Below are 19,754 nucleotides of genomic sequence, written 5' to 3' on the forward strand. Positions count from 1 at the left end.
CTCGGGACGGGCCGCGACGTCGTGGCCGTACCTACTTGCCTCCGGTCGTGGCGATGCCCTTCACGAGGAATCGCTGCCCGAAGAGGAAGACGAGGAAGACGGGAAGCAGGGAGACCACGCTCATGGCGAAGACGGATCCCCAGTCGGTGGCGGCCTGCTGGTCGACGAAGGCACGGAGGGCGATCGGCGTCGTGTACCCCTCGGGCTTGGTGAGATAGATCAGCTGGGAGAAGAAGTCGTTCCAGGTCCAGATGAACGTGAAGATCGCCGTGGTGCCGAGGGCCGGGACCATCAAGGGCAGGATCACCTGCGCGAAGGTGCGGAAGTGGCCCGCGCCGTCGATGAGCGCCGCCTCGTCGAGCTCCCGTGGGATGCCCCGGATGAACTGCACCATCAGGAACACGAAGAACGCGTCGGTGGCCAGGAGCTTCGGCACGATCAGGGGCAGGTACGTGTTCACCCAGTCCAGCTGCGAGAAGATGATGTACTGCGGCACGATGATCACGTGGATCGGCAGCATGATCGTCACGAGCATGATCGCGAACCACAGCCGCTTGCTGCGGAACTCCAGCCGGGCGAACGCGTATGCCGCGAGCGAGCATGAGACCAGGTTGCCGACGATGCACCCCAGCACCACGACCGCCGAGTTGACCAGGTAGTGCCCGAACGGCTGCGCGAAGGCGTTCCAGCCGTTGACGTAGTTGGCGATCTCGAAGTCCCGCAGGATCAGGCTGGGGTCGCGGAAGATGGCGTCGTTCGGTCGCAGCGAGCTGGCGACCATCCACAGCACCGGGTACAGCATGAGCAGCGCGCCGAGCACCAGCAGCACGTGCTTGGAGAGCGCGCCCAGCGCCCGGAAGGAGCGCCGGGTGCCCGCGCGCTGCGATGTCGCGGCGACCGGGGCGGCGAGGAGCGTGGATGTCTCAGTCATCGTAGAAAACCCAGTACTTCGAAGCCCAGAAGTTGATCGCGGTGAAGGCGCCGATGATGACGACGAGGAGCCACGCGAGGGCGGCGGCGTAGCCCATGTCGAAAGCGCCGAAACCGCGCTGATAGAGGTAGAGCGAGAAGAGCAGCGTCGAGTCTGCGGGCCCGCCGGTCCCTGCCGAGACGACGAAAGCCTGCGTGAACGACTGGAACGCGTGGATGATCTGCAGCACGAGGTTGAAGAAGATGATCGGACTCAGCATCGGCATGGTGATGTTCCAGAACTGCCGCCACCGGGTGGCGCCGTCGACGCTCGCGGCCTCGTAGTAGGAAGCCGGGATCTGCCGGAGACCGGCAAGGAAGATCACCATCGGCGAGCCGAAAGTCCACACATTGAGGAGGATGAGGGTCGCGAGCGCCGTGTCAGGCGAGGAGATCCAGCCTTGGCCCGAGACACCGAAGATTCCCAGGAAGTCGTTGAACAGTCCGTCGACGCCGAACACAGTGCGCCAGAGGACGGCGATGGCGACGCTGCCCCCGAGCAACGACGGCAGATAGTAGATCGACCGATAGAAGGAAAGCCCGCGCACGCCCCGGTCGAGCACCACCGCGAGGAACAGCGCCAGCGCGAGCTGCAACGGCACCGACACCAGCACGTAGACGAACGTCACCCCGAGCGACTCGTGGAGACGGGCATCGGACAGCATGCGCACGAAGTTGTCCACGCCGTTGAAGACCGGCGGCTGCAGCAGGTTGTACTTCGTGAAGCTCAGGCCGAGGGAGCTGAGAAGCGGAACCGCTGTGATCAGCAGGAGCCCGAGGAACCAGGGCAGCAGGAACCAGAAGGCCGCCCGGCCATCCCGTCGCGTCGCCCGCGTCGCGCCCCTGAGATTGCGGAGCTCTCCGAGCGCGCTCAACGGTCATGCCCCTCGGCCGAGGCAGGCGTGCGACACGCCGCGAGAGAATCCACCAGCACTGATACCCCATTGGATCGAACGGAAAGTGATCGTTCACTCTGTCTGCGCCGACGTTAGTGAACGATCACTATCTGTGTCAACATGGTGCAGTCGAGAGGGGCGCAGTGGCGAAGACGGAGCACAGACCGGCGACGATGCTGGACGTCGCACGCGCAGCGGGCGTCTCGCACCAGACGGTCTCCCGCTACTACAAGTTCCGCGGCGGGCTGAAGCCGGCCACGATCGAGGCGATCGAAACGGCCGTCCGCGAGCTGAACTACCGACCCAACCTCGCCGCGCGCTCGATGCGAACCCAGCGCACGGGCAGGATCGCGGTGATCACCTCCATCCCCGCGTTCAATCCGGCCCCGATGCTGGGAGGCGCGAGCGCCGTCGCGAACGAGTTCGGGTACGCCATGGAGGTTCACCTGCTTCCCGGCGACTCTGGAGAGCGAGCCGACCGACTGCAGGAGCTCGTCGACGCCGGGCAGTTCGAGGGGATCCTGCTCCTGGCACCGGTTCCGGCATCGCGACTGCGCCGCGCTCAGAAGTCGCTCCCGGTGGTGAGCACGTCCGACTTCGACGAGCAGATGCACGTGACCGGCGAGCTCACAGACGCGGCACCCATCGACGCGTTCATGAGCCGCCTCGTGGAGCTCGGGTTCCGCCGGTTCCTCCACGTCGCCGGATCACCGGAGTTCACCTCGGCACGCGCCCGAGAGACGCGGTTCCTCGCGGCTGTCGAGCGGCTCGGGGTCGAGTCGCTGGGTGTCGTCGGGCGGCAGTGGACCGGCGAGGCGGGGCGGGACGCGATCCTGGCGCTGCCGGATGCGAGCCCGCCATTCGCCGTGATCGCCGCCAACGACCTCGTCGCCGTCGGCGCCATGCGCGGTGCCTACGACCGCGGCTGGTCCGTGCCGGGCGACGTGAGCATCACCGGCTGGGACAATGCCGACGTGGGCGAGTTCCTCACACCGTCACTGACCACCGTCGAGCGCGACTTCGAGGCGCTCGGACGCAGATCGATGAGACGCCTCGTCGCCGAGCTGCGAGGCGACCCCTTCGCTCCCGACACGGAGCCGCTGCACCGCATCGTGTGGCGCGAGTCCGTGGGGCCGGCCAGCGCGCGCTGACACTCGACCGACGGTCGCATGCGGGAGTGGACGCGGCGTCTCCACTCGCTTCCATCGCTCGAGGAGAAGGGCCCTTGCCTCCGCGGCAAGGGCCCTTCTCGTCGCGGTGCGAGACGAGACAGGAATCAGCGGGAGACCGGATCGCCGCCCGCGACCAGCTCGTCGATGTCGCGACGCGTGGGCATCATCTCCCAGTCGCCGTCGCCGCGGCACGCGCACGCGCCCGCCGCGGCGGCCGTGCGCATCCGCTCGGCGAGATCACGTCCCGCGAGCCGCTCGGCGAGGTAGGCCCCCACGAACGCGTCGCCCGCGCCGACCGTGTCGGCGACCGGCACGCGGAAGGCCTCCTGCGCATGCGTGTGGCCGTTCTCGAGCGCCCAGGCTCCGCGCTCGCCCAGCTTGATCACGACCTCGCTCGGTCCCGAGGCGGCGATGCGGTGCGCGAGCTGCGCGGGTGCACCGTCGCCCACCGCGATCGCCGCCTCATCGTCGCCGGCGAACACGATGTCGGCGAGCGCGAACGCCTCGCGGAAAGCCGTGGCCGCCTGGTCGCGCGTCCACAGCTTCGAGCGGTGATTCAGGTCGAACGACACGGTGGCGCCCGCGGCCTTGGCGTCGCGAGCCGCCCCTAGCACGGTCGCACGCGACTGCGGGCTCAGGGCCAGCGCGATGCCGGTGAAGTGGAAGATCTCGGCCTCGTTCAGCACCTCGCGGGGCACGTCCTGGGGCGCGATCCGGCTGCCCGCGTTGCCCGCGCGGTAGTACTCGACGCGCGTGCGGCCGAGCGCCGGACGGTCCTTGATCATCAGGGCGGTGGGCGCCTCCGGATCCCGCGTCACGACCACGTCGACGCCCTCGCCCCGGATGGCCCGCTCGATCCGGCGGCCGAACGCGTCGTCGCCGAGGCGCCCGATCCACGTCGCTCGCGCCCCGAGGCGGGCGGCGGCGATGGCGACGTTGCTCTCGGCGCCGCCGAAGCTGATCGCCGCGTCGGCGAGCGAGTCGAAGCCGCCCGTGCGGGTGGCGTAGACGAGCGCCAGGCTCTCGCCGACCGTGACGAGGCCGCTCACGCGGGCACCGTGGCCGCGAGGTCGACCGACGCGCGCACGGCCTCAGCGACCGCATCCGCGCCGCGGTCGAGCATGGCGGACGAGGTGAGCCAGCTGCCGCTCACCGCCGCGACAGCCGGATGCGCCAGGTGCTCCACGAGGGTCGCCTGCGAGACGCCGCCCGACGGCATGAAGCTCATGTCGCCGAAGGCCGCGCTGAGCGCGTCGATCAGCTTGAGGCCCCCGAGCACGTTCGCGGGGAACAGCTTGACCAGGCGCAACCCCGCCTGGCGCGCCCGCAGCACCTCGGTCGCCGTCGCCGTGCCCGGCACGATCGGCACGCCGCGCCGCTGAGCGACCGCGACGATGTCGTCGGCGTAGCCGGGTGTCACCAGGAACGCGGCTCCCGCGTCGAGGGCAGCCTCGGCCTGCGCACCGTCGAGCACCGTGCCCGCGCCGACGATGAGCTCACCGCCCGCCGCCAGGTCGGCGAGCGCGGTCATCGCGTAGGGGGTGCGGATGCCGATCTCCACGACGCGCAGCCCGCCGGCGAGCAGGCCGCTCCGCAGGGCCTCGGTCTGCGCGGCGTTCGCGGGAGCCGCGAGGGGCACCAGACGCTGCCCATCGAGCACGTTCTTCTGCGAGGGTGAGTTCATGCGGACCTCCATGGTGCCGTGGGGCGAAGCAGCGCGACCGCGGTGTCGCGACCTCTACGCGAACAGTGTTCCATCCAGCGAAACTTAGTTCTATAATCCAGTATATGTGCGCGCCGTCGATGGCGACCAGGCGCAGAGAGGGATGCATGGCCGACACGAAGGACGCGCTCAGCGCGAGCGAGAAGACCCTGCACGTGCTGACGGCCGCGCTCGAGCACTCGCGCTTCACCGACATCGTGGCCGCGTCCGGCCTCGCGAAGGCGACCGTGCACCGCATCCTGGGCACACTGGTCGCCAGCGACTTCATCGCCGGGGACGGCGAGCGAGGCTACCGGGCCGGCCCCGGACTGATGTCGCTCGCCGGGCGCGCCCTGGCTTCGGTCGACATCACGCAGATCGCCCGGCCCATCGTCGACCGCCTCGTCGCCGAGGTGGACTGCACCATCCATGTGGGCATGGCCACCGACAGCGAGATCGTTTACCTCATCCGTCGCGACGCCTCCAAGCCCTACCAGATGAAGTCGCGGGTGGGGCACGGGATGCCCCTGCACTGCACCGGCATGGGCAAGGCCGTCATGGCGTCGTGGCCGGCCTCGCGCGTGGCCGAGCTCGCCTCGCGGGTGGGCCTGCCCGCCCGCACGCCCGACACCATCACCGATCTCGACGCGCTGAACGCCGAGCTCGAGCGCGTGCGCGCACGCGGGTTCGCGACCGACCTGGGCGAGAACGAGATCGGCACGGTGTGCGTCTCGGCCGGCATCCGCGACCACACCGGCGCCGTCACCCACGGCCTGTCGATCTCCTCCATCGCGCTCGAGCACCCCGGCACCTCGATCGAGCAGTACGCGGATGCCGCCATGGACGCCGCCGCCGAGATCTCGCGCCTCCTCGGCGCCCCCTGACCCGCCCGGCCACCCCGGCCGGACTTCCAGCAACGTGCACGCTCTCAACGACGAAACGGGACACGTCCGGTGAACACCTCTCCTTCCCCTCTCTCCCGCGCCGACACGCACCCGGCGTGGCTTCCCGACCAGGCCTTCGCGCCGATCGGCCGTCGCCGCGTCGCGATCGCCGGCGCCGATCCGCTCATCGAGACGCTCGCCGCCGAGATCGCCGCAACGACCGCGGCTCACGGCGGCACGCTCACCCGCTCCGCCGCAACCGCAGCCGAGGACGTCCAGCAGGATCTGGTGTTCGCGGTGTCGCCCTCCGCCCCCGACGACGAGTCGTTCCGCCTGGTGCGGCGCTCGGGCTCGGTCACCGTGACGGCCCGATCGGACCGGGGCCTTCTGCACGGCTTCTTCCACGTCGTGCGTCTCGGAGAGCGCGCTTTCACGGATCCGGATGTCGATCAGACGCACGCCCCCGCGGTGGCGCTGCGGGTGCTCGATCACTGGGACAACATGGATCTGCACCCCGTGATGGGTGCCGTGGAGCGCGGCTATGCGGGCGGCTCGATCTTCTTCGACCCGGGCGACGGCCTGCCCGGCAGCGGAAGGGTGCGCGATGATCTCTCGCGCATCGCGGCGTATGCGCGGCTGCTCGCGTCGATCGGCATCAACCGCGTGGCCCTCAACAACGTCAACGTGCACGCGCGCGAGGCGCGGCTGCTGACCGACGACCTGCCGCACGTGGCGCGCATCGCCGACATCTTCCGCAGGTGGGGCATCCGCGTGCATCTGTCGGTGTCGTGGGCGTCGCCGGTCCTGCTCGGCGGACTCGAGTCCTCCGACCCGTTCGACGACGGCGTGATCCGCTGGTGGGCCGACGCGGCCGATCGCGTATGGGCGGCGATCCCCGACTTCGGCGGATTCGTCATCAAGGCCGACTCCGAGGGCCAGCCCGGCCCGTTCGCGTACGGGCGCGACCACGCCGACGGGGCGAACATGCTCGCCGACGCCGTGGCGCCGCACGGCGGCCTCGTCCACTGGCGCGCGTTCGTCTACAACCACACGCAGGACTGGCGCGACCGGTCGACAGACCGCGCCCGGGCGGCCTACGACCACTTCTCCCCCCTGGATGGCCGGTTCCGCGACAACGTCATCGTGCAGGTCAAGTACGGGCCGATGGACTTCCAGACGCGCGAACCGGTCTCGCCGGTGCTGGCGGCGATGCCGCACACGCGTCTGGCGCTCGAACTGCAGGTGACACAGGAGTACACGGGGCAGCAGCAGCATGCCGTGTACCTGGCGCCCCAGTGGAGTGAGATCCTGCGCTTCGACTTCGGCGAGCGCGGCACCGTGACCGAGCTCGCGACCGGCGGATTCGCGGCCGTGGCGAACGTCGGCACCGACGAGTTCTGGACGGGCCATCCGTTCGCGCAGGCGAACCTCTACGCCTACGGACGGTTGAGCTGGGACCCGAACGCCTCAGCGGAGGCGCTGCTCGACGAGTGGCTCGCGCTGACCTTCCCGGATGAGCCGGCCCCGGTCGCGCAGGCCGTGCACGACATCCTGGATGAGTCGTGGCTCACGTACGAGCAGTACACCGCCCCCCTTGGCGTGGGCTTCATGGTGCGACCCGGGCACCACTACGGCCCGGACGTCGACGGCTACGAGTACACGCCGTGGGGCACGTACCACTTCGCCGACCGCGACGGCGTCGGCGTCGATCGTACCGTTGCGACCGGCACGGGCTACGCGGGGCTGTACCCGCAGCCGTGGCGCGACGTGTACGAGTCGCTCGAGACCTGCCCGGATGAGCTGCTGCTCTTCTTCCACCACGTGCCCTACACGCACGTGCTGCACAGCGGGAAGACGGTGATCCAGCACATCTACGACACCCATTTCGAGGGCGTCGAGCGGGTGGAGCGGTACGTGATCGCATGGGAGCGCGTGCGCGGATCGGTCCCCGACGCCCGCCTGGCCGACCGCGTCGCCGACCGTCTCGCCGAGCAGGTGCGCAGCGCGATCGAGTGGCGCGACCAGATCAACACGTACTTCCTGCGCAAGTCGGGCATGCCCGACGCGCACGGTCGCACCATCTACTGACCTGCACTCCCCGCCGCTACTCCGCGCGGCATATCTGCCCTCCCACTGAGTGGTTGACCTCCGGATCGGAATCCCAATATCTTCTGGGCACCCACAAAGTTAGGGCTCTGACGGTCTCCCCCACGTTCAGGACTCGTGATGTTCCCATCCCGTCCCGGCGCACGCTCGCGGCACACCCCCCGCCTCGAGCGCGGCGATCGCCTCTCGGCCCGGGAAGGAATGAGGGATGCCCTCCGAATCGCTGCTCACACTACGGCGACAGGCGAAGCTGCTGATCGCAAGGTGACACACGGATCAGCAGCTCACGGCCGCCAAAGGGACCCCGCTGCCTTTAGAGATCTGCATCGGCCCCGTGGCGAGAGAGGCACTGATCGCAGGCTGGCTGGCCTTATAGCGGCACGCGGGTGACGCCGATGAACTTCATGCGGTCTTCGCCGTCACACACCCCAGGCCGCGCACCCGGCGGCGCCTGTACTGCAACGCGCTCGGCTTCCTGTCACAGCCTCGCCGACGCCGGCACCGCCGTGGTCGTCTCCACCCACGACGACCAGGTGCTGGAAGCCGGCGACGTCGTGGTGCGCCTCACCCGGAGGTCCTGCACGGCAGGGTCAGCTGCCCTCGGCGGCGCGCTTCGCCGCGCGCATACCGAAGAACCCGATCCCGAAGAGGCAGGCGTAGCCGCAGATCGCGAGCGCCGTGCTCACCATGCGGCTGTCGCCCACGAAAGCCGTGACCACGATCGCGAGGGCGTGAACGACCGACACGACCGCGCAGGCGACCGCGTACGGCTTGAACGTCTCATGCGTCGCCCGCCAGGCGTCGTCGGAACGCATGCTCCACCTCGTCCGGATCCCCACCAGGCCGTTTCGCGCGAGCCCGTCCTCGGCGGCTCCGAACGTGACGAAGAAGACCATCCACCCGCTGACGAGCAGGCCGATGATCTGCGGTACGGCTGCCATCACTCTCCCCCTTTCAGTCGCTCGGGCTGGGCGACGGAGGCGCGATGCGCCAGACATTCACGCTCCACGCCGCCATTCAACCAGGCTGATATACCGGGCGGCGGCTCTACTCGCGACTCTGCGCTACGCCTCCCGGTGCGTGAAGCGTGTCTCGACGTCGGCCACGAGCGGGCGGCTGATCGTCAGCAGGAACGCCGCGAACACCACCGCGATCAGCCACAGCGCACCCTCGGTCGCGAGCCACACCACGCCGACCGCCACGACCAGCAGAGCCAGCTCGCCGATCGCCACCATCCAGCATCGGCCGATGTAGTAGACGGCGAGACGCGCGATGTCACGCCACCGGAACGAGAAGAAGGTCGCGATCACGAGGGCGTTCAGCCCCCAGACCAGCACGATCACCGCGATCGTCGCGAGCACCACGACGTACCACCCGCTCACGGCGGTCCCGGAGGCGGTGAGTCCGCCTAGCACCAGCGCCTGGAAGGCCATCGCCGGCGTCCAGGCCTTCAGCGCGTCTCGCCATCCGATCCGGATGCCCCGCAGGAACGATCGAGCGGGCGCCAGTTCTTCGGCGCGGGTGCGGTCGCGCAGCGCATACAGTCCGGCCGAGAGCACCGGCCCATACGGGATCAGGTACAGCGGCACGAGCGGGAGGTTGCTGGGGTCGCGCCCGAGGAACAGGAAGAGCACGACGACCGGCACCGACGTCGCGCACATCAGCACGCCGACGATCAGGTGCCAGTAGACGAAGGCGGCCACCTGCGACAGCACGCCCGACCCGAAGTCCGGCCCCGCGGGCGGCGACTCGTCATCGGGCGCGGGGCTCACGGACACAGTCAATCACCGCCCCAGGCCTATCGCCCACAGGGCCGACCGATGCGGGCCCGCCTCCACCGTCGATCGTGCGGCCCGGCGCTGCCGTCCTGATCTCATAGCGTGGGCGGCATATCGGGTACCACAATAGGAGGATGCTGACGATGGACACCGCCCAGACCTGGACCGTCATCGGTGTGCTCGCGGCCGGATTCCTCGGAATGATGACCCTCACCTCCACGCTGTTCCTCCGCGTGCTTCGCGCCGAGATCGGCAGCCTCAACGTCAAGATCGACGGCTTGCGCGGCGAGGTCATGGGCGAGATCGGCGGCCTCCGCAGCGAGATGAACGCCCGCTTCGAGGCCGTCGACGCGCGCTTCGAGACCGTCAACACTCGCCTGAACGGCATCGACCGCGACGTCCACTTCCTCATGAGGCGAGAGTCCGACCGCAGCTGACCTCGGGGTCGACAGTCAGCGGAGACTGCGGCCGATGATGCGCCTGTCGTCGATCCACTCGGGCGTCTCGTCGACGACGGGGTCGAGCTCGAGCAGGGCGATGCCGTGGCGCTCGATCCCGATGTCGAGTCGCACGCGACCCTCCGCGACGGGCAGCGCGCAGTGCGACCGGACGGGCTCGGCGGCCTCGCGCAGCGCCTCCTCCTGCCGGCGGGTCGGCGACGCCGGGCGGCCCATCTCGCGCCAGGCGGTGAACGCGTTGCCGCGGTGCTCGTCGACGTCCGACCGGCGCACGTACACCGATCCGGTCTCCCCCGGCACGGGGATCGACAGCGCGAGCCGGTGCTCGAGGGCTTCCTCCGGATCGTCCGTTCCGCCCACCGGCTGCCACGCCAGCACCGCGATCCGGCCATCCGGGTGTCGCGTCACGAGGTGGTCGTCGCCCCGCGACAGGATCGCCGGTCCCATGCGGGCCATGAAGGCGTACACGTGGTAGGTCGGCTTCTTGATCTGACGATGCGTCAGCATGCCGAACCCGCCGTGGAAGATCGACGTCGGGATGCCCTCCTCCTCGAACACGTCGCAGAAGGTCCAGTACGCGAACGAGTCGACGTGATCGCCGCCCCCGGCCAGCACCGGCGCGAGCGAGGCGGCGTTGTAGGCCGTGTCGTGCACCGGGTTGTCCGGACGGTAGCTGGTGTTGAACTCGGTCACGTGGGCCGGCAGGCCCGCCAGCCGCGTGCCCGACAGGATCTCGGCCGGCCGCGCGAACTGGCGCAGCAGGTCGGTCGATCGCCGCAGGCTCTGGTAGACCCCGAACGGCACGTGCTGAGCGTGGCCCGACGTGTAGGCGTGGAAGGAGATGAAGTCGGCGGGCAGGTCCCGGCGCTCCACGAACTCGGCGAAGGGAAGCCACCAGTCGTCGGCCCCCGGGGACACGGCGGGACCGCCGACCTGCAGCGCGGCGTCCACCTCCTTGATCGCCAGCACGCTCGCCTCGTACAGGCGGAAGTAGGCGTCGCGATCCGCGCCCTGCCAGAAGTGCGGCAGGTTCGGCTCGTTCCACACCTCGACGGGCCACGTGCGCACCTCGTCGATGCCGTAGCGCGCGATCAGGTGACGCAGCAGCGCCTGGATGAGCTCCGCCCACTCGGCGTGGTCCGACGGAGGGGTGACGTTGCCCTTCCACCAGAACACGGTCTGGTCGCCCGACGCCAGGCCGGTGGGCATGAACCCGAGCTCGAGGAACGGCTTGATGCCGGCCTCGAGGTACGCATCGACGACCTGGTCGACATACGTGAAGGCGTAGCGCGTGCCCGCGCGACCGGCCACGTCGTACGGCCGGTGCACGCCGACGTCATCCGAGAGCAGGCCGTGACCCCGGATGTGCCGGAAGCCGATCTCGCGCTGCACGAGCGCCAGCGAGTCGCGGTAATCCGACCGCAGCGCCAGATTGAACCGTCCCGTGCCGACGCTCGCGCGCCAGGCGTCCGACAGGACGCCGATCGGTTCGGACGGGACGACGACGGTGGCAGGCACGCATCCTCCTGAAAGGGCAGTGGACAGACGGAGGGGGCGGGATGCGACCCCGCCCCCTCCTGTGGTCGGGGCTCCCCGGCGCGCGGGGAGCCGCCCGATATCACTCGGCCGACTGGGCGGCCTCGTTCATCGTGGCGACGTAGTCATCCATGCCGAGGCCTCGCAGCTCCTCGACGTAGGCGTCCCACTCGTCCAGCGAGCGGTCGCCCTTGATGAACTGGGCGGTCGCGGTCATCACGGCGCCCTGCAGGTTGGCCTGCGAGACCGAGATCTGCGTGCGCTGCGCGTCGGTGAGCGGGATGCCGGGGCCGCCGTCGGCGACCTCCTTCTGCTCGTTCATCGCCTTCTGGAACTCGACCACCTCGGGCGCCAGCGTCGACTGCACGAGGTCGGCCGTCGATCCGTGCGCGAGAGACCACACGCCGTTGTAGTAGCCGAAGTCGGCGTTCAGCAGCTTGGGTGAGTCGCCCGCGTTGGGGTTGATGCCGTTCCAGTCGATGCCGTCCAGCAGCTGGCGCTTGCCGTCGACCACCTCGAACGTCTCGCCCTCGACGCCCCACTTGGCGAACTCGAGACCCTCGTCGCTGAAGTACAGCCAGTCGACGTACTGCAGCAGCGCCTTGAAGTAGGGCTTCTCGGCGACATCCTTCGAGAACGCCACGCCCGACTCGAAGTGGCCGCCCGTCGTCGGGTCCATCATGTCGCCTGCCGGACCGCCGGGCACCACGATGTTGCGCACCTCGGCCTCCGTGTCGCCCGCCTCGGCGAAGCCGTTGCGGTACTCGGTGATCACCTGCGAGTTCGACGAGATCGCCGCGGCCTTGCCGGTCGTGAACTTCGCCTTGGCGGTGTCGTCATCCTGCGTCAGGCCGTCGGGGTCGAGCAGACCGTCCTCCACGAGGCCGTGGAAGTAGGTGATCAGCTCCTTGTAGCCCTCCTGCGCGCCGGTGTACTCGAACTCCGAGCCGTTCCAGGTGACTCCGTCTCCGAAGCCCCAGCCGGCCTCGGTGCCGAAGTTGCCCGCGGCGGCCTGGAGGATGGCGGCGAGCGGCATGTTGTTGTTGGTGGTGTTCCACCGCTCTGTGTACGGGTAGGTCAGCTCCGGGTGCTGCTCCTTGATCACCTCGAGCTGCTCGGCGAACTCGTCCCAGGTCTGGGGATCCTCGAGCCCCGCGTCCTCCCACCAGTCGGCCCGGATGGCGATCGTGTAGTCGGGCTTGGCGTTCTCGAGCAGGCCCGGCAGCACGTAGAAGTCGCCGTCGGCGTCGCGGGTGCGGTCCAGCTCGCCCTCGAGGCCCCACTTCTCGATCTTGTCCTGGAAGTTGGGCAGGTAGTCGAGGTACTGCGAGATCGGCAGCAGGCCCGCGGTCACGTTCTGCACGTCGGCGACGTAGGTCGAGGGGATGATGTCGGCCGCGTCGCCCGTCTGGATGAGCTGCGTGCGCTTCGTTCCCCAGTCGGCCAACGGCACCGACTGGTAGTCGAACGTGACGTTGTGGTCCTCTTCGAGGTGCTTCACGATCGACCAGTTGGCGTCGAACGGGTAGTTCGGGTGGTCGCGGTAGAGCAGGCCGAACTCGAGGGGCTCGGTCGCCTTGAAGGTGGTGCCGACGCCGAAATCCTCCATGGCGCCGACCGACTGGTCCTCGCCGATGGTGGCGTCGCCGGCATCCGAGCCGGTCGTGCCGCCTCCTCCGCCGCTGCAGGCGGCCATGCCGAGGGTCATCGTGGCCACGGCGCCCAGAGCGAGCGCCTTGTATCGGATCTTCATGGTTCCTCCGGTGCTGAGAACGTCGTCGTTCATGAGGGGGTCTTGGATGGGTCGGTGAGAGGTGGACGGCGCGCGGGTCAGCCCTTGACGGAGCCGAGCATCACGCCCGAGACGAAGTGCTTCTGAATGAACGGGTAGAGGCAGACGATGGGCAGCACCGTCAGCAGCGTGGTCACGGCCTTCACGTTGGAGCCGATCTGCACGGCGTCGGCGCCGAGGCCCTCGCCCGTCCCCGTCGCACCCGCGATGATGTTGCGCAGGTACACGGAGACCGGATAGAGGTCGGGGTCGTCCATGTAGAGGAACGCCGGGAACCACGAGTTCCAGAAGGCGACGGCGTAGAAGAGGATCATCGTGGCGATGATCGCCTTGCTGAGGGGCAGGACGATGCGCAGCAGGATGCCGTACGTCGACAGTCCGTCGATCGCCGCGGCCTCCTCGAGCTCGGCCGGGAAGTTCTCGAAGAACGACTTCATGATCAGCAGGTTGAAGACGTTGATCGCCTGCGGCAGCACGATCGCCCAGATGGTGTTCTTGAAGCCCAGCTCGGAGATGAGCAGGTAGTTGGGGATCAGGCCGCCTGCGAAGAACATCGTGAACAGCGCGATGCCGACCAGGAACCCGCGCCCCTTGAGGTGCGGCTTCGAGAGCACATAGGCGAACATCGTCGTCAGCACCATCGAGATGGCCGTGGCGACCACGGTGTAGAGCACCGTGTTGCCGTAGTTGATCCAGAAGCGCTCCTGCGCGATCACGCTCTGGAGGGTGGTGAGGTTGAAGCCGACCGGCCACACGAACACCTCGCCCGCCGCGATCGCCGCCTGCGAGCTGAACGCGCGCGCCGCGAGGTTGACGAACGGGTAGAGCGTGAGCACCGCCACCAGGATGAGGATCACGACGTTGACGAGCGTGAACGCGCGATACGCCGGGGTCGGCTTGATGCCCCGCGTCGACGATCGCACCGCCGCGAGGTCGGGCGTCCGCTCGACGGGATCGAGATCGACGTCCTCGACCTTCTCCACGGCCGGCGCCGGCACGGCTCCCTTGGGAGGGTTGGTCATCACCACAGCGAGCTCCCGGTTGTCTTGCGCGAGATGGCGTTGGCGGAGAACACGAGCACCAGGCCGATCACCGCCTCGAACAGGCCGATCGCGGTCGCGTAGGCGGGGCTGCCCGACGTGATGCCGATCGTGTAGACGTACGTCGCGAGCACCTCTGCGGTGGAGGTGGTCAGCGGGTTGTACAGCAGCAGGATCTTCTCGAAGCCCACCGCCATGAACTGGCCGATGTTCAGGATGAGCAGCACCATCATCGTGGGGCGGATGCCCGGCAGGGTGACGTGCCAGGTCTGCTGCCAGCGGTTGGCGCCGTCGATCCGTGCGGCCTCGTACAGCTGGTCGTCGATCGTGGTCAGCGCTGCGAGATACAGGATGGTGCCCCAGCCCACGGTCTGCCACGCCTCCGAGATCACGTAGATCGCGCGGAACCAGTCGGGGTCCTGCAGGAAATTGACCGCGTCGCCGCCGAACGCCCGCACGATCGCATTGATCGTCCCGTCGAGAGACGTGAGCTCCTTCACGAAGCTGGCGACGATCACGATCGACATGAAGTGGGGCAGATAGCTGACGGTCTGCACGACGCGCTTGAACCAACGCACGCGCACCTCGTTGAGCAGGAGCGCCAGGATGATCGGCAGCGGGAACACGATGACGAGCGTGAGGCCGCCGATGATGACCGTGTTGGCGAAGGCACGCCAGAACATGGCGTCCGAGAAGACCATCTCGAAGTACTGGAAGCCGACCCATTCGTCGCCGAACATGGATCCGCCCGGCGTGTACGTGCGGAAGGCGACCACGTTGCCGAGCATCGGCACGTACTTGAACAGCAGCAGGAAGGCCACCGGCAGCACAGCGAGCGAATAGAGCTGCCAGTCACGGCGCAGGGCCTTCGCCCAGCCTCCGCTGGCCCGACGCCCCCGCCGACCTGGCGCGGCCGCGGTGCGCACGACCTCGGTCTGCGTGACGGTCTTCAGCGACATCGTTCCTCCCGGATGTCCGGAGCCTCATCGCCCCGGGCAGCCGTCGACGCGCGGATCTGGCGAGCGCTCGACGTGCCCTTGCACGATAATTCGGGGCGCAACCTTTCGTCAACTTTTCGGACAACTTTTTCGCCACAGTCGCGTCCGATCCCTCCCGAGGCCCTCGCGAGCGGCGCCTGGGGCCTGGCAGGATCGGGGCCCATGGCCCGCAGCTCCCTCCCCCGCCTCACCGCGCAGGGCACCGCGACCCTCCTCGTGGTCGACGACCAGCCGTTCCTGATCCGCGGGGGCGAGCTGGGCAACTCCGCGGCAGAGCGCGCGTACCTGGCGCCGCTGTGGGACAAGCTCGTCGGAATCGGCCTCAACACCGTGATCGCCCCGGCGTGCTGGGACCTGGTGGAGCCCGAGGAGGGCCGCTTCGACTGGACGACGGTCGACGAGCTGATCGAGGACGCCGCCCGGCACGGGATGCGCGTCGTCCTGCTGTGGTTCGGCAGCTGGAAGAACAGCATGTCGTGCTACGCGCCGGGCTGGGTCAAGACCGACACCGCCCGCTTCCCGCGCAGCCGTGACGCCGCGGGCGGCACCCTCGAGATGCTGACCCCGTTCCATCCGGCCAACAGCGCGGCCGACGCGCGCGCGTTCGCCGCCCTCATGGCGCACCTGCGCGACCATGACACGCAGCGCACCGTCGTCATGGTGCAGGTCGAGAACGAAATCGGGATGATCCCCGACGCGCGCGATCACTCTGAGCATGCGGACCGCGCGTTCCGCGACGCCGTTCCCCAGGCGCTGATCCACCGCCTGCGGACGACTTACGGCCCGGTCGCTCGGCGCTGGCGCGCGGCGGGCGCGCGCGAGAACGGCTCGTGGGAGGACGTGTTCGGCTCGGGCCCTGCCATCGACGAGGTGTTCATGGCCTGGGCGTACGCGCGCTACGTCGAGCGCGTCACCGCGGCGGGCAAAGCCGAGCTGCCGCTGCCCATGTACACCAACGCCGCGCTCATCCGCACGGGATACGAGCCGGGCCAGTACCCCAGCGCCGGTCCGCTGCCGCACCTGGCCGACGTCTGGCACGCCGGCGCTCCCTCGCTGGACTTCCTCGCGCCGGACATCTACTTCCCCGACTTCGCACACTGGACCGGCCGCTATGCCGACGCGGGCGAACCGCTGTTCGTGCCCGAGGCGCTGCGCAGCGCGGATGCCGCGGTCAACGCTCTCTACGCCTTCGGCGCTCACGACGCGATCGGGTTCTCGGTGTTCGGCGTCGAGTCGATCGAGGGGCGCGCCGAGCAGTTGCTCACCGAGTCATACGAGGCCTTGCGCCAGCTCGCGCCGCTCATCGCGCGGCACGCGGGACACGATCGGATGCGCGGCCTCCTGCCTCCCACCGATCACCCGCGGCAGCCGCACCGAGTGCGACTCGGTGACCTGCAGCTGCGCGCGACGTTCGAGCGGACGATCGCGCCCAGCCTCGCGGACGGCGTCCTCAACGAGGCAGGTGACGCTCCGTCCGACCTCACCGCACTGCCGGCCGGGGCGATCGCGATCCGCACGGGCCCGGACGAGCTCGTGGTCGCCGGCACGGGAACCACCCTCACGTTCCATGACACCACCCCGCAGGGCGACACCGTGGGCATCCTGCACTGCGAAGAGGGCGGCCTCGACGACAGCGGCACATGGCGGACCCTGCGCCGGCTCAACGGCGACGAGACGCACCAGGGCCGCCACCTTCGCCTGCCGCCCGGCCGGATCACCCTGCAGCGGATCACGTTGTACCGATATCGCTGAGGGCGCCTGCGGGGCGCACAGCGCAAAGTTGCGCAATTGTTTCGAACATGCCACGATCGGCTCGGCCGCGTTCCGCGAGGCGGACACGCGCGACCGTATCGCCGAGAGGACGTTCCGTGGCAGCGACCCGCCCCCGACTCGCCGACATCGCCGCCGAGGCCGACGTCTCGGTCTCCACTGCCTCCAAGGTGCTGAGCGGGCGGGCCGACATCGCCGAAGCGACGCGTCAGCGCGTGCTCGCGACCGCCCGAGCCCTCGGCTACCGCTCGCGCGGAGCGGCCGCCCCGGGCGATCGCCACGGCCTTGTGGAGCTGCTGATCGGCGGCATCGGGACGCTCTGGGCGCTGGAGGTCGTACGCGGTGCGGAGGCGGCCGTGGCGCGCCACGGCAAGTCGCTCATCGTGACGAACATGATGCACGAGGGCTTCTCCATGGCTGCGTGGGCCGACTCGGTGCTGGCCCACCGGTCCACGGGCGTGATCGTCGCCACGGCCCGCGCCGGCCAGGATGAGCTCGACCGTCTGCGCGCGGCCGGCGTACCGCTCGTGCGCCTCGATGCCGCAGGCAACGTCGCCGCCGACACGGCGCAGGTCGGCGTCACCAACTGGGCGGGGATGCGCGACGCGACCCAGCATCTGATCGATCTCGGCCACCGCCGCATCGGCTTCATCACCGGAGAGCCCGAGGCGGCCCTGTCGCTCGAGCGGCAGGAGGGGTACACCGCCGCCCTGCGACGCAACGACATCCCGGTGGACCCCGAGCTGATCCGTCCGGGCGACTTCATGATCGAGGGCGGCGAGGCCGGCGCGCGCGCCCTCCTCGACCTGCCCGAGCCGCCCACCGCGATCGTGGCATCGAGCGACCTGGAAGCCATGGGCGTCTATCACGCGGCGTTCGAGCGCGGCCTGCGCATCCCCGACGACCTCTCGGTGGTCGGCTTCGACGACACCGTCCTGTGCGGCTACCTGTCGCCCTCTCTCACGACCGTGCGCCAGCCGCTCGCGCAGATGGCCGACCAGGCCGTGCGGCTGCTCGGCGACCTCGCGCACGGCGCGCATCCGCCCTTGACGCGCATCGAGCTCGCCACGACGTTGATCACGCGCGAGAGCACGGCGGCTCCCCGCCGCTGACGGCGCCGCGGAGGGCCGGAGTCCTCAGCCGCCGGCCGGCGCCGTATCGCGCCGCCCCTCGACCCGCCGCCCCTCGGCCTGCCACTGCGTGGATCCGTCGAAGGCGACGTTCTGCCGCATGGTCAGACGCACCGCGCGCTCGTCGAACCGCGCGGCGAGGGTCCACGTGAACGGCGTGCCGATCCCGAGCACCGTCATCACGAGCTGCTGCGGGTCCGACCACGCGTACGAGGCGGCGAGCGGCTCGCCGCCCGGGCCCGTGCTGGCGAGCCACTGGCCATGGGCCGCGCGCAGCTCCAGAGCCGCGCCGTCGTCCGCCCGCAGGCGCAGCACGAGCCGGTCGCCCTGCCTCTCGGTCGAGAGCGCCGCAGCCGCGAACGAGGGGGCGCCGGCGGGCTCGTCCCACGACAGGGCGTACTCGACGCCGCCGAGCTCGGCCTCGACGTCCGAGCGCGCCCGCCCCTGCGGCATGGCCCGCGTACGCCTCACCGCAAGCGCCGCAGCATCGGGCGCGGCCGCGCTCGGGTCGCCTGACCCACCCGGGTCGGCGAAGGCGCCCCGCAACGAGTTCCAGACGCTGTCGAGCACCGCCTGGGTGCGCGACGTGCCGGACGTGATGGCGATCACCGCGTCGTGCTCGGGCCACACGATGATGAACTGCCCGAAGGCGCCGTCGGCGCGCACCGCGTCGACACGACAGCGCCACAGCTGATAGCCGTAGCCCTGGGCCCAGTCCGGGTCCCACCCCTGCGGCGCGCTGTCGACGAGCCGATCGCTCGCGCGGGCGATCCATTCGGCCGGCACCAGCTGCGTGTCGCCCCAGCGCCCGCGCTGCAGCATCAGCTGGCCGAACGCGGCCATGTCCTCCGTCGTGAGCGAAAGCCCGTAGCCGCCGACGTCGATCCCTTCGTGGTCCTGCTCCCACTCCGCCCCGACGATGCCCAGCGGCCGCAGCAGGCGCGGCGTGAGGTAGTCCAGCAGGCGCATGCCGGTGAGCCGGTGCAGGATCGCCGAGAGCAGGTAGGTCGCCCCGGTGTCGTACACGAAGCGGCTGCCCGGCACGAGCGGCACGTCCTCCGCGAGGATGGCGCGCGCCCAGTCGGGCTCCCGTCGGCCGATCGTGCGGCCACGGCCCTCCATCGAGCTGAGCGCATGTCCCGTTGTCATGGTCAGAAGGTGCTCCACGCGCATGGCCGCGAGGTTCTCGCTGACCATCGCGGGCACCGCATCCGGCAGCAGATCGACGACCCGGTCCTCCACCGAGAGCAGCCCTTCCGCCGCCGCGATCCCCACCGCCATGGCGGTGAACGCCTTCGACACCGAGAACATCTGATGCCGCTGGTCGGGGGCGTACGGCGCCCACGCGCCCTCGGCCACCACCGCGCCGTGCCGCACGATCACGAGCGCGTGCACCTCGCCGATCTTGTCCAGCGCCTCCGCCAGGGCGTCGATCGCGGCGGGGTCCACCCCTCCGGCGCGAGGTGAGGTGCGAGGCAGGCGCGGTCGCTGGGCCATGGACCGATTCTGCCCGCTCCACCGAG

Annotated in this window: 17 protein-coding genes; 6 read left to right on the forward strand and 11 right to left on the reverse strand. The window is 69.6% G+C overall.

What is annotated here, in order from left to right:
* Window positions 1-31: 31 nt before the first annotated feature.
* Window positions 32-931 (reverse strand): carbohydrate ABC transporter permease, encoded by a 900-nt coding sequence (locus tag ABTW64_RS09360; RefSeq protein ID WP_350621609.1) that lies wholly within the window; start codon window positions 929-931, stop codon window positions 32-34.
* Window positions 924-1,844 carry a carbohydrate ABC transporter permease gene (locus ABTW64_RS09365; protein ID WP_350621611.1) on the reverse strand — a complete coding sequence of 307 codons (921 nt, stop codon included), beginning with the start codon at window positions 1,842-1,844 and terminating at the stop codon, window positions 924-926. Before ABTW64_RS09365 ends, ABTW64_RS09360 begins: the two co-directional genes overlap by 8 nt.
* Before the next feature lie 194 nt (window positions 1,845-2,038).
* Between ABTW64_RS09365 and ABTW64_RS09370 the strand changes: the two genes are divergently transcribed.
* Window positions 2,039-3,016 (forward strand): LacI family DNA-binding transcriptional regulator, encoded by a 978-nt coding sequence (locus ABTW64_RS09370; RefSeq protein ID WP_350621613.1) that lies wholly within the window; start codon window positions 2,039-2,041, stop codon window positions 3,014-3,016.
* Window positions 3,017-3,141: 125 nt separating this feature from the next.
* Here the strand turns inward: ABTW64_RS09370 and ABTW64_RS09375 are convergent, their stop codons facing one another.
* Together ABTW64_RS09375 and ABTW64_RS09380 are read right to left on the reverse strand one after the other, a co-directional pair.
* A complete protein-coding gene (locus tag ABTW64_RS09375; RefSeq protein ID WP_350621615.1) occupies window positions 3,142-4,086 on the reverse strand; it encodes a sugar kinase in 945 nt (314 codons plus the stop codon).
* Window positions 4,083-4,721, reverse strand: coding sequence for a bifunctional 4-hydroxy-2-oxoglutarate aldolase/2-dehydro-3-deoxy-phosphogluconate aldolase (locus ABTW64_RS09380; RefSeq protein ID WP_350621617.1), 639 nt, complete (start codon window positions 4,719-4,721; stop codon window positions 4,083-4,085). Before ABTW64_RS09380 ends, ABTW64_RS09375 begins: the two co-directional genes overlap by 4 nt.
* 146 nt (window positions 4,722-4,867) lie before the next feature.
* Between ABTW64_RS09380 and ABTW64_RS09385 the strand changes: the two genes are divergently transcribed.
* The gene (locus ABTW64_RS09385) at window positions 4,868-5,623 is read left to right on the forward strand and encodes an IclR family transcriptional regulator (protein WP_350621619.1); all 756 of its coding nucleotides are present in this window, start codon (window positions 4,868-4,870) and stop codon (window positions 5,621-5,623) included.
* A gap of 69 nt (window positions 5,624-5,692) precedes the next feature.
* A complete protein-coding gene (locus ABTW64_RS09390; RefSeq protein WP_350621622.1) occupies window positions 5,693-7,711 on the forward strand; it encodes an alpha-glucuronidase in 2,019 nt (672 codons plus the stop codon).
* A gap of 608 nt (window positions 7,712-8,319) precedes the next feature.
* On the opposite strand, the gene ABTW64_RS09395 is transcribed toward ABTW64_RS09390, so the two are convergent.
* Window positions 8,320-8,670, reverse strand: coding sequence for an SdpI family protein (locus ABTW64_RS09395; protein WP_350621625.1), 351 nt, complete (start codon window positions 8,668-8,670; stop codon window positions 8,320-8,322).
* Window positions 8,671-8,793: 123 nt separating this feature from the next.
* A complete protein-coding gene (locus tag ABTW64_RS09400; protein WP_350621627.1) occupies window positions 8,794-9,501 on the reverse strand; it encodes a glycosyltransferase in 708 nt (235 codons plus the stop codon).
* A gap of 140 nt (window positions 9,502-9,641) precedes the next feature.
* On the opposite strand from ABTW64_RS09400, the gene ABTW64_RS09405 reads away from it, so the two are divergent.
* Window positions 9,642-9,944, forward strand: coding sequence for a hypothetical protein (locus ABTW64_RS09405; protein WP_350621629.1), 303 nt, complete (start codon window positions 9,642-9,644; stop codon window positions 9,942-9,944).
* A 15-nt stretch (window positions 9,945-9,959) separates the two neighbouring features.
* Here the strand turns inward: ABTW64_RS09405 and ABTW64_RS09410 are convergent, their stop codons facing one another.
* From ABTW64_RS09410 to ABTW64_RS09425, 4 genes are all read right to left on the reverse strand, one after another.
* Window positions 9,960-11,483 carry a GH39 family glycosyl hydrolase gene (locus tag ABTW64_RS09410; protein ID WP_350621631.1) on the reverse strand — a complete coding sequence of 508 codons (1,524 nt, stop codon included), beginning with the start codon at window positions 11,481-11,483 and terminating at the stop codon, window positions 9,960-9,962.
* 100 nt (window positions 11,484-11,583) lie between these two features.
* Window positions 11,584-13,254 carry an extracellular solute-binding protein gene (locus ABTW64_RS09415; RefSeq protein WP_350621635.1) on the reverse strand — a complete coding sequence of 557 codons (1,671 nt, stop codon included), beginning with the start codon at window positions 13,252-13,254 and terminating at the stop codon, window positions 11,584-11,586.
* 77 nt (window positions 13,255-13,331) lie between these two features.
* Window positions 13,332-14,315 (reverse strand): carbohydrate ABC transporter permease, encoded by a 984-nt coding sequence (locus tag ABTW64_RS09420; protein WP_350621637.1) that lies wholly within the window; start codon window positions 14,313-14,315, stop codon window positions 13,332-13,334.
* Complete coding sequence (locus ABTW64_RS09425; RefSeq protein WP_350621639.1) at window positions 14,315-15,292, reverse strand: ABC transporter permease; 978 nt, start codon at window positions 15,290-15,292, stop codon at window positions 14,315-14,317. Before ABTW64_RS09425 ends, ABTW64_RS09420 begins: the two co-directional genes overlap by 1 nt.
* Window positions 15,293-15,493: 201 nt before the next feature.
* On the opposite strand from ABTW64_RS09425, the gene ABTW64_RS09430 reads away from it, so the two are divergent.
* Together ABTW64_RS09430 and ABTW64_RS09435 are read left to right on the forward strand one after the other, a co-directional pair.
* The gene (locus tag ABTW64_RS09430; protein ID WP_350621642.1) at window positions 15,494-17,083 is read left to right on the forward strand and encodes a GH35 family beta-galactosidase; all 1,590 of its coding nucleotides are present in this window, start codon (window positions 15,494-15,496) and stop codon (window positions 17,081-17,083) included.
* Window positions 17,084-17,199: 116 nt separating this feature from the next.
* Window positions 17,200-18,213 (forward strand): LacI family DNA-binding transcriptional regulator, encoded by a 1,014-nt coding sequence (locus ABTW64_RS09435; protein WP_350621644.1) that lies wholly within the window; start codon window positions 17,200-17,202, stop codon window positions 18,211-18,213.
* Between the two features lie 24 nt (window positions 18,214-18,237).
* Here ABTW64_RS09435 and ABTW64_RS09440 read toward each other — a convergent pair whose 3' ends face one another.
* Window positions 18,238-19,728: a serine hydrolase domain-containing protein gene (locus ABTW64_RS09440; protein ID WP_350621646.1), complete on the reverse strand. Its 1,491-nt coding sequence runs from the start codon at window positions 19,726-19,728 to the stop codon at window positions 18,238-18,240.
* Between the last annotated feature and the right edge of the window lie 26 nt (window positions 19,729-19,754).

Origin of the sequence: Microbacterium sp. NPDC096154 (genome assembly GCF_040302945.1) — a bacterium.
Taxonomy (GTDB): domain Bacteria; phylum Actinomycetota; class Actinomycetes; order Actinomycetales; family Microbacteriaceae; genus Microbacterium.